This is a genomic window from Curtobacterium sp. MCBA15_007, from assembly GCF_001864905.1.
In the GTDB taxonomy this organism is placed as follows: Bacteria; Actinomycetota; Actinomycetes; order Actinomycetales; family Microbacteriaceae; genus Curtobacterium; species Curtobacterium poinsettiae.
In genome coordinates this window covers 21862-33539 of record NZ_MJGM01000020.1, presented here as the reverse complement: position 1 = coordinate 33539, position 11678 = coordinate 21862, and the positions used below count along the sequence as shown (strand labels likewise).

General features: G+C 71.4%; 10 protein-coding genes. 9 read left to right on the top strand and 1 reads right to left on the bottom strand.

The features are described from left to right. Positions 1-32: 32 nt before the first annotated feature. Positions 33-956: a proteasome assembly chaperone family protein gene (locus tag BIU95_RS10165; protein WP_017887306.1), complete on the bottom strand. Its 924-nt coding sequence runs from the start codon at positions 954-956 to the stop codon at positions 33-35. 147 nt (positions 957-1103) lie between these two features. Here BIU95_RS10165 and BIU95_RS10160 point away from each other — a divergent pair, with 147 nt between their 5' ends. From BIU95_RS10160 to BIU95_RS10120, 9 genes are all read left to right on the top strand, one after another. Then, entirely contained in the window at positions 1104-1853 is a 750-nt protein-coding gene (locus BIU95_RS10160) for an HAD family phosphatase (RefSeq protein ID WP_159556241.1), read from the top strand. Then, positions 1850-3037 (top strand): tRNA (adenine-N1)-methyltransferase, encoded by a 1188-nt coding sequence (locus BIU95_RS10155; protein ID WP_071251613.1) that lies wholly within the window; start codon positions 1850-1852, stop codon positions 3035-3037. The genes BIU95_RS10160 and BIU95_RS10155 overlap by 4 nt, the downstream gene beginning before the upstream one ends. Before the next feature lie 42 nt (positions 3038-3079). Continuing rightward, positions 3080-4000, top strand: coding sequence for an FKBP-type peptidyl-prolyl cis-trans isomerase (locus BIU95_RS10150; protein ID WP_052481627.1), 921 nt, complete (start codon positions 3080-3082; stop codon positions 3998-4000). Between the two features lie 71 nt (positions 4001-4071). Then, complete coding sequence (locus BIU95_RS10145) at positions 4072-5124, top strand: YafY family protein (RefSeq protein ID WP_042537231.1); 1053 nt, start codon at positions 4072-4074, stop codon at positions 5122-5124. Then, positions 5117-6088, top strand: a complete 972-nt coding sequence (locus BIU95_RS10140) for a YafY family protein (RefSeq protein WP_042537297.1) — start codon at positions 5117-5119, stop codon at positions 6086-6088. The genes BIU95_RS10145 and BIU95_RS10140 overlap by 8 nt, the downstream gene beginning before the upstream one ends. A 238-nt stretch (positions 6089-6326) precedes the next feature. Continuing rightward, positions 6327-7148, top strand: coding sequence for a twin-arginine translocase subunit TatC (gene tatC, locus BIU95_RS10135; protein WP_017887312.1), 822 nt, complete (start codon positions 6327-6329; stop codon positions 7146-7148). Continuing rightward, positions 7145-9583, top strand: coding sequence for an RNA helicase (locus BIU95_RS10130; RefSeq protein ID WP_071251612.1), 2439 nt, complete (start codon positions 7145-7147; stop codon positions 9581-9583). The genes tatC and BIU95_RS10130 overlap by 4 nt, the downstream gene beginning before the upstream one ends. Positions 9584-9594: 11 nt before the next feature. Continuing rightward, on the top strand, positions 9595-11187 hold the full coding sequence (gene lnt / locus BIU95_RS10125) for an apolipoprotein N-acyltransferase (protein ID WP_254783338.1): 1593 nt from the start codon (positions 9595-9597) through the stop codon (positions 11185-11187). 110 nt (positions 11188-11297) lie between these two features. Further along, the gene (locus BIU95_RS10120) at positions 11298-11648 is read left to right on the top strand and encodes an RNA polymerase-binding protein RbpA (protein ID WP_027465636.1); all 351 of its coding nucleotides are present in this window, start codon (positions 11298-11300) and stop codon (positions 11646-11648) included. Positions 11649-11678 lie beyond the last annotated feature (30 nt).

The following is an 11678-nucleotide window of genomic DNA, read 5'->3' as shown; positions in this document are numbered from 1 at the left end:
CACCGTGCCTCCTGTCCGTCAGTGGGTGACGGCTACTGCTGGGGTCGCCAGGGCCCCTCGCCACCGGCGGTGCCGCCGTCCTTGCCGTCCTTGCGCTCCCGGCGACGGAGGTACTGCTCGAACTCCTGCGCGATGGCGTCGCCGGAGGCCTCGGGGGAGTCGACGGTGTCGCGTGCCTGCTCGAGCTGCCCGATGTACGACGCCATGTCCTCGTCGTCGGCGGCGAGGGCGTCGATGCCCTCCTCCCACTCGGTGGCGTCGTCGAGTAGCGACCCGCGGGGCACCGTGACGTCCGTGAGCTCCTCGATCTTGTCGAGCAGCGAGAGCGTGGCCTTCGGCGAGGGGGAGTTGTGCACGTAGTGCGGCACGGACGCCCAGAGCGAGAGCGTGGTCAGCCCCGCCTTGTCCATCGCGTCGGCGAGGACACCGAGGATGCCGGTCGGCCCCTCGTACGAGGACTTGTCGACGTCGAAGGCAGCGCGGACGCCGGCGTTCTCACTCGACACAAAGACCGAGATCGGTCGGGTGTGCGGGACGTCGGCGAGCATGGCGCCGACGAAGACGACGGCGTCGATCGAGTAGACGTCCGCCAGGTCGATGATCTCCGAGCAGAAGCCACGCCAGGTGCGCGAGGGCTCGGGGCCGACCAGCACGAACACGTCGCGGTCGGTGGGGGAGCCGGTGGCGCCGATGACCGGACGCCCTTCGGCTCCGGGGCCGTGCAGCACGATCCGGGGCCACTGCACGCCGCGGTTGCCGTCGTCGTCGGTGCCGACGGTGGGCCGGTTGAACTGGTAGTCGACGTACCGCTCGCCGTCGAGCTCGCGGAGTTCGTCGAGGCCGAGCGACTCGACGATGCGACGCGCCAGACCGCTCGCGGCCTCGCCGGCGTCGTTCCAGCCCTCGAAGGCGACGACGAGCAAGCGGCCGTCGCTGAAGGGGGAGTGCTGTGGCACGGAGCGGACCTCCTGGTGGTGGAGCGGAGCGGGGCGGGAGCGATGCCCCCGGCCGGACACGATTCAGGCATCCACTGTAGGCCCAGGGGGTGCCGGCGGACGTGCGCGTCCGCGCCCAGCGGAACGGCCCCGGTAGACTCGTCGCCCGTGACCGCGCATCCTCCTGCCCTCGTCCCGCCCGCAGCCGTGCTGTGGGACATGGACGGCACGATCATCGACACCGAGCCGATCTGGCAGCGGTCCCAGGTGGACCTGACGACCCGGTACGGCGCCGAGTGGACGGAAGCGGACGGCCTGTCCCTGGTGGGCAGCGGCCTCGAGCGCTCCGGCGAGCTCCTGCGCGCCAAGGGCGTCGACATGGAGGTCGAGGAGATCATCCAGTGGATGACCGACTACGTGATGGAGCACCTGCGCGACGGCGAGCTGCCGTGGCGTCCGGGTGCCCGTGAGCTCATCGAGGAGCTGCACGCCCGCGGCATCCCCACCGCCCTGGTGACGATGTCCCGGCGCAAGATGGCGCTCGTCGCCGCCGAGGCCCTGGGCGAGCGCGGCTTCCGCGTCGTCGTGGCCGGTGACGACGTCGACCGCCCGAAGCCGTTCCCCGACGCCTACCTGTCCGCCGCCGCGCAGCTCGGCGTCGAGCCCACCGCGTGCGTCGCGATCGAGGACTCCGCCACCGGAGTCGCGTCGGCCGTCGCCTCCGGCGCCGTCACGGTCGCCGTCGAGCACATCGTCCCGCTGTCCGAGATCGCCGGCGGCGACGTGCACCTGACCACCCTGGCGGGCGTCGACGTCGACCGGCTGGTCGAGTTGACGACGCCGGCACTGGCCGCACGGGCTGGAGGCGCGGTGCCGGACCCGGCGCACGCTGCGGACACCGAAGGGGTCACCCGATGAGCCACACCGACGACGCACGCGACTTAGCGGACGCGAGCAGCGCCTCCAGTCCGACCGCGGACCCGACCGCAGCCCTCCCGCACACCGCGGGCGGGGCACCACACACGCCGCCGCGCGGCCCGTTCCGGGCCGGCGACCGCGTGCAGCTCACCGGTCCGAAGGGCAAGCTCACGACGCTGTCACTCGAGACCGCCGGTGAGTACCACACGCACCGCGGGGTGCTCCGGCACGACGACGTCATCGGCCAGCCCGACGGCTCGGTCATCCGGGCGAGCACCGGCGACGAGTACCTCGCGCTCCGTCCGCTGCTCAACGACTACGTGATGTCGATGCCGCGTGGTGCGGCGATCGTCTACCCGAAGGACGCCGCGCAGATCGTGGCCTTCGCGGACGTCTTCCCCGGGGCCCGCGTGGTCGAGGCCGGTGTCGGCTCGGGGGCGCTGTCGCTGTTCCTGCTCCGCGCGATCGGCCCGACCGGGCAGCTGCAGTCGTTCGAGCGCCGCGAGGAGTTCGCCGCGATCGCCAGGGGCAACGTCGGCACCTTCCTGGGTGCTGTCCCGGACAACTGGTCCGTCACCGTCGGTGACCTGGTCGAGTCGCTGCCCGACGCGACCGAGCCGCAGAGCGTCGACCGCGTCGTGCTCGACATGCTCGCGCCGTGGGAGTGCGTGGACGCCGCAGCCGACGCCCTCGTGCCCGGCGGACTCATCGTCTGCTACGTCGCGACCGTCACGCAGCTGTCCCGCACGGCCGAGGCGCTGCGCGACACCGGACGCTTCACCGACCCGATGCCGAGCGAGACCCTGGTGCGCACCTGGCACGTCGAGGGGCTCGCCGTCCGCCCGGACCACCGCATGGTCGGGCACACCGGGTTCCTGATCACGGCACGACGCCTGGCCGACGGCACGGTCCTGCCGAACCTGAAGCGCCGAGCGGGCAAGGCCGAGTTCTCGGACGAGGACATCGAGGCGTGGACCCCGGGAGCCGTGGGCGAGCGGGCGACGAGCGACAAGAAGCTCCGCAAGGTGGCCCGGCAGTCGGCGGCGCAGGCGCGCAAGGTCGCGGCGGCCGAGGCATCGTCGGCGGTGGTTCCGTCGGATGCCGCCGTGGCTCCGTCGGGGGCCGACGGGGTTCCGTCGGATGCCGCTGGGGCTCCGTCCGGGGCCGTCGAGGACGAACGGTAGGCTGACGGCGTGCCCGTCCTGCATCGAACGGAAAGAGGGTCCGTGCGCACCATCCCCGCACTCCTGGTCACCATTGGTCTCGCGGTGTCCCTCACCGCCTGCGCCTCGAACGGTGCCGGCACCACGCCCGCGAGCTGTGCCGCTCCCGGTGCCGCTTCCGAAGCGGTGACCGCCACCGGCAAGTTCGGCTCGGAGCCGAAGGTCACCGTGCCGAAGGGCCTCACCACCAAGGGCACCCAGGTGTCCGTGCTGAAGCAGGGCACCGGTCGCACCATCGACGACGGCACCCCCGTCCTGGTCGAGTACACCCTGGTCGACGGTTCCACCGGCCAGGTCGCCCAGACGAGCGGCTACTCGGGCCAGACCGCGCCGATCACCGCGGGCGCGAGCAACTACGGGGCCCTCGGCGACTCGCTGCAGTGCGCCCACGTCGGCGACCGCCTGGCGGTGGCCCTGCCGAAGAGCGCCCTGAGCAGCACCGGCGGCGCCGCTGGTACCGACTCGTCCAAGAAGACCGAGGACGCCGTGATCGCCGTCATCGACGTCAAGCGGGCGTTCGACGCCCGAGCCACCGGCACCCCGCAGCTCGCCGGCGACAAGATGCCCGCCGTCGTGCTCGCACCGTCCGGTGCCCCCGGCATCACGATCCCGTCGTGGAGCGCCCCGAAGTCGAACGAGACGCACCTGCTCCGCAAGGGCGACGGCCGCGAGCTCACCGCGAAGGACACCGCGGTCATCAAGTACACCGCCGTCACCTGGGGTGCCGACCCGTCCGTCGTCGGCTCCAGCTGGACCGACGGTTCCGGCGCACAGGCGGTCCCGCTCACCAAGGGCCAGGTCGACGAGGGCGTCCGGAACGCGATCGTCGGGCACCGCGTCGGTGACCAGGTCCTGGCGATCGTCAACCAGCAGGGGACCGCGAACGCCTACGTGATCGACGTCCTCGGAGCGATCTCGAACTGACCTCCTCCGACCGTCCACGGACCGCGGCGCGGGTGCACTCCGGTGCACCCGCGCTGCCGTAGGATCGGCTCGTGCCAGCGACCCGTGTGCCCCGTGTGCCCGCCGAGGAGCGGCTGTTCAGCCTCGTGCTCGCGCTGCTCTCGACGGAGTCCGGGCTGACCAAGGCCGAGATCCTGGCCAACGTGCAGGGGTACCGGCAGCGGTTCTCGACCGGTGGCGACAACGCCTCGCTCGAGCGTCAGTTCGAACGCGACAAGGACGACGTCCGCGAGCTCGGCATCCCGCTCGAGACCATCGAGACGCCGGGTGCCGCGGGCAACAACCAGACGCTCCGCTACCGGATCCCGAAGGGCGAGTACGACCTGCCCGTCGACGTCCGGTTCACCCCGGACGAATCCGCGCTGCTGTCCCTGGCCGCGATGGCGTGGCGCGAGGGCGCACTGTCCGCCGACTCCCGCCGCGGCCTGCTGAAGGTGCGCTCGGCGGGTGCCGAGGACGACGACGGTGCCCTGCAGCTCGGGGTCGACGCCTACGCCCCGCGGCTCCGCGCCCGGGACGCCTCGTTCGAACCGCTCCGCTCCGCGCTCGACCGCGGCGCAGCCGTCCGCTTCGACTACATCACGCCCGGGCAGCACGACGCCCGCCGGCGTGAGGTCGCCCCGCTCGCCCTCGTGCAGCACGGCGGTCGGTGGATGCTCGCCGCCCACGAGTTCGCGACCGACTCCGACAAGAACTACCTGCTGTCCCGGATCGTCGGACCCGTCACCCAGTACGCGGTCGGACAGCACACCGCGCCCGTCGGCGCGGGGGAGCGCACCCTCGCGGAACTCGAGCGGATCTGGGCCGAGCGCACCGCACGCATCGCCGTGGCACCCGGGTCCGACGCCGAACGCCGACTCACCCGTCGCCGCGACACCGAGACCGACGCCGACGGTGGGCTCGTGCTGCACCACGTCGACCCGCAGATCCTGGCCGAGGAGCTCGCCGCATTCGGTCCAGAGGTCCGGGTGCTCGAGCCGGCCGACCTGCGGGCACGGGTCGAAGAGCGCCTCCGCGCGCTCGTGCGCGACCACACCGACGACGACCGTGCCGCAGCCCCCGGAGAGGACCCCGTTCGTGGCTGACGCCCAACCCCTGCAGGCGCAGGACAAGCTCGCCTTCCTGCTCGCCCTGGTGCCGTACCTCATCGACCGCGAGCGTGTCTCGGTGGCCGAGGCCGCTCGGCACTTCGGGGTGCCAGAAGCCCGCATCCGCCGCGCCGTCGAACTCATCGCGGTGTCGGGGGTCCCGGGCGAGACGATGCAGTACCAGCACGGTGACCTGTTCGACATCGCGTGGGACGACTTCGACCAGAACGACATGATCGTCCTGACCAACCTGGTGGCGATCGACGACTCGCCCCGCCTGTCCGCTCGCGAGGCCTCGGCACTCATCGCCGGCTTGCAGTACCTGTCCGCGCTGCCCGAGGCCGCAGACCGCGACGCCATCCGCGCGCTCATGGCCAAGCTGTCCCGCGGTGCCGGGGGAGCGGCGTCGACCGTCGCCGTCGGGCAGGACCTGCACGACGTCGCCCTCGCCACCATCCGCCGGGCCATGTCGGACGGCCGCGGCCTGGTCTTCGAGTACGCCGGACCGCGCACGCAGGGCAGCACCCGACGGGTCGACCCGCTCCGCGTCGAGTCGATCGACACCGACTGGTACCTGCGCGCGTGGGACCTGGATCGACAGGCGCTCCGGACGTTCCGGCTCGACCGGATGTCCGAGGCCCGGGTCGACGACCGTCCCGCCGAGAAGACGATCGACCAGGTCGTCATCCCGGACACGCTGTTCCAGCAGGCCGCCGACGACGTCATCGTCACCGTGGAACTCGACTCCACGTCGCTGCCGTTGGTCGCCGACTTCCTGGCCGACACCGCCGACGCGCCCGACACCGACGGGCGTGTGCGCATCCGGCTCGCGGCGTCGCACGGGTTCGACGGGGTGGTCCGGCTCGTCGCGGGGTTGCCCGGCCGCGCGGTGGTGCTCGACCCGCCCGCTGCCCGTGACGCCGTGCGCGACTTCGCCGCCGCGGCCCTCGCCGCCGGCTGACGTCCGCCCCCGGGACTCCGTCGGTCGCTTCTCGCCCGTTCTCGCCAGGTGTGCCCGTTCCCGCACGGTGGGCGCCGGGTACCTGGTCGTTCCGGGCGTACCTGGTGCGTTGATCCGACCAGGTACGCCCGATCTCGCCAGGTACGCCCCGCTGCGCCCGCCCACCCGCCTCACCCGCTCGACCCGCCCACGCCGACCCCCGGCGGACTGTCGGTCCCGACCCCGTAAGATCGACCACATGGCTTCGACGACCGCGCGCGGGCGAGCGAAGCGGCAGGGGCGCCAGAAGACCGACGCCGAAGGCCGCATGTCGCTCGGGCAGCACCTCATCGAGCTGCGCAACCGCCTCTTCCGCGCAGTGGTGGCGATCGTCATCGGCGCGGTCGGTGGATGGTTCCTCACCCCGTGGGTGCTCGACTCGCTGCGGGCACCGGTGACCGAGCTCGCCAAGGTCGGCGGGCACACCGCCGAGCTGAACTTCCCGATGATCACCGGGGCGTTCGACCTCAAGCTGCAGATCGCGATCACCATCGGTGTCGTCATCGCGAGCCCCGTCTGGCTGTACCAGATCTGGGCGTTCATCGTGCCGGCGCTGATCCGGCGTGAGCGGCAGTACGTGTGGGGCTTCCTCGGCACCGCCATCCCGCTGTTCTTCGCCGGGTGCTACTTCGGGTGGTACATCCTGCCGCACGTGGTCGGCATCCTCGGCAGCTTCGTGTCCAGCCAGGACACCTCGATCGTCGATGCGAAGGCGTACTACGACTTCGTCATCAAGCTCATCGTCGCGGTGGGCATCGCCTTCGTCCTGCCGGTGTTCATCGTCCTGCTGAACTTCGTCGGCGTTCTGTCGGCCGCCGCGATCATCAAGAGCTGGCGCGTCGCGATCCTCTGCATCCTGGTCTTCTGCGCCATCGTGACCCCGAGCGCCGACGTCATCTCGATGTTCCTGCTCGCCGTCCCGATGGTGGTGCTCTACATCGCAGCGTGCTTCGTCGCCTGGATCCACGACCGCCGCGTGGCCAAGCGGCAGGCGAAGCTCGACGAGGAGTACGGCCTGTGAGCGGCACGAGCGCAGCCGAGCGCTTCGCCGCGGCCAAGGTGCGCAACCGGTCGCGCAACCTCGAGCTCTTCCGGACCGACCTGCGGTTCGACCTCGACCCGTTCCAGTTCGCGGCCTGTGACGCGCTCGACCAGGGCCGCAGCGTGCTGGTCGCCGCCCCGACCGGTGCGGGCAAGACGATCATCGCCGAGTTCGCCATCTGGCTCGCCATGCGGCAGCCGACGGCGAAGGTGTTCTACACGACCCCGATGAAGGCGCTCAGCAACCAGAAGTACGCCGAGCTCGTCGACGTCTACGGCGAGTCCGAGGTCGGCCTGCTCACCGGCGACACCAACGTCAACCCCCGCGCCCGCGTCGTCGTGATGACGACCGAGGTGCTGCGGAACATGATCTACGCCGATTCGGACCTGCTCGACGACCTCGCCTGGGTGGTCCTCGACGAGGTGCACTACCTGGCCGACCGGTTCCGCGGTGCCGTGTGGGAAGAAGTGATCCTGCACCTGCCGACCGAGGTCCGCCTGGTCTCGCTCAGTGCCACGGTGTCCAACGCCGAGGAGTTCGGCGACTGGCTGCAGACCGTCCGTGGCGACACCGACGTCATCGTCTCCGAAGACCGCCCGGTCCCGCTCGAGCAGCACGTCCTGGTCGGCTCGAAGATGGTCGACCTGTTCGACTCGAGCGGCGCAGCGGCGACGAACCGTGTCAACCCCGAACTGCTCCGCATGGTCGGCGGCGGCGCACGGAGCGAGCGGAACGGCGGCGGACACCGCGGTCGTCGTGGTCGCGGGGGCTACCCCGAGCGCCGTGGGCCGCGCACCGAGAAGGTGCACCGCGAGCAGATCGCGCACATGCTCGACGAGCGGATGCTGCTGCCCGCGATCTTCTTCGTGTTCAGCCGCAACGGTTGCGACCAAGGCGTCCGGAACGTCCTGCGGTCAGGGCTGTCGCTGACGACGGTGCCGGAGCGCAACGAGATCCGCGAGACCGCGGAGTACCACTGCCGCACCCTGCCGGACGAGGACCTCGCAGTGCTCGGCTACTGGGAGTTCCTGGAAGGCCTCGAGCGCGGGGTCGCGGCGCACCACGCCGGCATGCTCCCCGCATTCAAGGAGGTCGTGGAGAACCTCTTCCAGCGCAAGCTGCTGAAGGTCGTCTTCGCCACCGAGACCCTGGCGCTCGGCGTGAACATGCCGGCGCGCACCGTCGTGCTCGAGAAGCTCGAGAAGTTCAACGGCGAAGCGCGTGTGCCGATCACCCCGGGGGAGTACACCCAGCTCACCGGTCGTGCCGGTCGTCGCGGGATCGACGTCGAGGGGCACTCGGTCATCCAGTGGACCGACGGACTCGACCCGCAGGCCGTGGCGTCGCTGGCCAGCCGTCGCACGTACCCGCTCAACTCGTCGTTCAAGCCGACCTACAACATGGCGGTCAACCTGATCGACCAGTTCGGCCGGCAGCGCACGCGCGAGGTCCTCGAGACGTCGTTCGCCCAGTTCCAGGCCGACCGGTCGGTGGTCGACCTCGCCCGCAAGGTCCGCTCGCAGCAGGAGTCGCTCGACGGCTACCAGCAGGCGATGCAGTGCCACCTCGGCGACTTCACCGAGTACTCGGCGCTCCGCCGAGAACTCTCCGACCTCGAGCGCACGAACGTCCCCGGGGGTCGAGAGGCATCGCACGGCGCCCGCCAGGAACGCCAGGCCGCGATCACCGCGGTCCGCCGTCAGCTGCGGCGCCACCCCTGTCACACCTGCCCGGAACGCGAGGCCCACGCCCGCTGGTCCGAGCGCTGGTGGAAGCTCAAGCGCGCCAACGACAAGCTCGTCCAGCAGATCCGGTCCCGCACGGGCGCCGTCGCGACGACGTTCGACCGGGTCACCGAGGTCCTGCTCGAGCTCGGCTACCTGGTGGACGGCGGCAACGGTGAAGCCACCGTGGCAGCCGGTGGCCGTCGTCTGCAGCGGATCTACGGCGACCGCGACCTGCTCGTGGCCGAGTGCCTCGAGGCGGGTGTCTGGAAGGACCTCACCCCGGCGCAGCTCGCCGCCATGGCCGCGACGATCATCTACCAGCCCCGTCGCGATGACGCGCCCGGCACCGAGCACGCGCTGCCCCGTGGTGCGTTCCGCCCGGCGCTCGACGAGACCCTGACGATCTGGTCACGCCTCGACGACATCGAGCGTGCGGCACGTCTGGCCGGCTCGCAGCCGCCCACCCCGGCGATGGCGGTCGGCATGTTCCGCTGGGCGTCGGGCTCGGCGCTCGACGACGTCCTCCGGACCCTCGACCTGCCCGCCGGTGACTTCGTGCGCTGGTCGAAACAGGTCATCGACCTGCTCGACCAGATCCGGAACGCCGGCGACGACGACCTGGCCCAGACCGCGAGGCGTGCGACGGACGCGGTCCGCCGCGGCATCGTCGCCTACGCAGCGGTCTGACAGGAGGCACGGTGCGGGTTCCGGAGACGACTGTGCGCGGGCTGCCCACGCGCGTCGGCCGCGGGGCGGCCGCGATCGGCCCGTTCGCCGCGTTGCCGCTGGGCACCGCGCTACCACTGGCCGTCATCGGCGGGATCCTGTTCGCCCTCGCGTTCCCGTCGCCCGGGTGGTGGTTCCTGGCCTACCCGGCGCTCGCCTGCATGCTGCTCGCGGTGATGGGGCAGCGTGCACGGCGCGCGGCGTGGATCGGCTACCTCGCCGGTGCGGCGTTCTGGATCCCCGCGATCTCGTGGGCCGGCCGCTACCTGGGCCCGGTCCCGTGGTTCGCGCTGGCGCTGTTGGAGGCCGCGTTCTTCGCCCTCGGCAGCGTGGCCATCGCCCTGGCGTACCGCTGGGTCGCGCGCGTGGTGCCGTCGACCGCCGGACGCGTGTGGGGCCTCCCGGCCGTCGTCGCTGCACTCTGGACCGGACGCGAGTGGTTCTCGGGGAGCTGGCCGTACGGCGGGTTCGCCTGGGGGCGGGTCGGGCTGTCGCAGTCGCAGGGGCCGTTTGCGCACCTGGCCGCGTACGTCGGCGTCCTCGGACTCACCTTCGTCGTCGTGTACTGCGTCGCGGTCGTCGTGTCGCTCGCGCTCGTGGCGCCCCGCGCGCCGGGCGTCACCCTCGGTCTGCCCGTGCGGGTGGCGACGGCGGGCCTGCTCGTCGCGGCGGTCCTGGCGGTGCCGGCGTGGCCGACGGCGACGAGCGGCACCATCCGGGTCGAGTCGGTGCAGGGCAACGGACCGGCTGGCTACTTCGACCGCGCGCAGCCCGGCGACGTCCTGGCGGCGCAGGTCGCGGCGACGGACGTGGACGCGAAGGGTGTGGACCTGGTCGTCTGGCCCGAGGCAGGTGCGGAGTACGACCCACGCCAGCAGCCCGTCATCGCCTCGGCGCTCGACTCCGTGGTCGACTCGCTCCACGCTCCGATCGTGGCGGGCGCCATCACGCAGACGCCGTCGGGGGTCCTGCACAACACGTCGTTCGTGTGGACCGCGGACGGTTGGCAGTCCTCGTACGACAAGAAGCGCCCGGTGCCGTTCGGTGAGTACGTGCCCGATCGCTGGTTCTTCTCGAAGCTCGCGCCGTCGCTCATCGGTCTGCTGCAGCGCGACTACACGCCGGGGACGAAGCCCAACGTGCTGTCCGTGGCGGGGGTCCGTGCCGGCATCTCGATCTGCTTCGACATCGTCGACGACTCTCTGACCGCCGACATGGTGCGCGGGGGAGCGCAGGTGATCCTCGCGCAGACGAACAACGCCGACTTCTCGGGCACCGACGAGAACCTGCAGCAGCTCGAGATCGCGCGGATGCGGGCCATCGAGACCGGACGCTCGCTCGTGAACATCTCGACCGTCGGAGCGTCGCAGGTCATCGACCCGAGCGGCCGCACGATCGACCGGGTTCCTGAGTACACCGCGACCTCGATGGTGACCGACGTGCCGCTCGGGACGTCCACCACCCCGGCATCGATCCTGTCCGGGTCGATCACACTCCTGCTCGCCCTCGGCGGGCTGCTCGTGCTCCTGGCCTGCGCCCCCTGGGGTCGTCGCGCTCGCTCCTGATCCGACCCGCCGCGCCCAGCCACTGGGAACGGACTGTGAATGCGCCGGTACGGGATTGATGGGGCGTGGGACAGTGTTGTGGAGGGCAGACGAGCGAGAGGAGCACACACATGGCTGATCGGAGTCTCCGCGGCATGCGGCTCGGGAGTCAGAGTCTCCAGAGCGAAGAGGGCGTCGAGCTCTCGGATCGCAAGCGCGCGGTCTACCAGACGGATTCGGGTGAGACGTTCGACATCGTCTTCTCGGCTGATGCGGACGTCCCCCAGACCTGGTCGGAGCCCCGCTCCGGCCGCGAGGGCCGACTGCTCGGCGACGACGGGATCCCCGTCGAGGTCGCCGAAGAGGACGTGAAGGCACCCCGCACCCACTGGGACATGCTGCTCGAGCGCCGCTCGCGCGAGGAACTCGAGGAGCTCCTCGAAGAGCGCCTGCAGGTCCTCCGCGCACGACGCGGCGCCTGACGCCCCACGCACGAACGACGACGCCCGCCC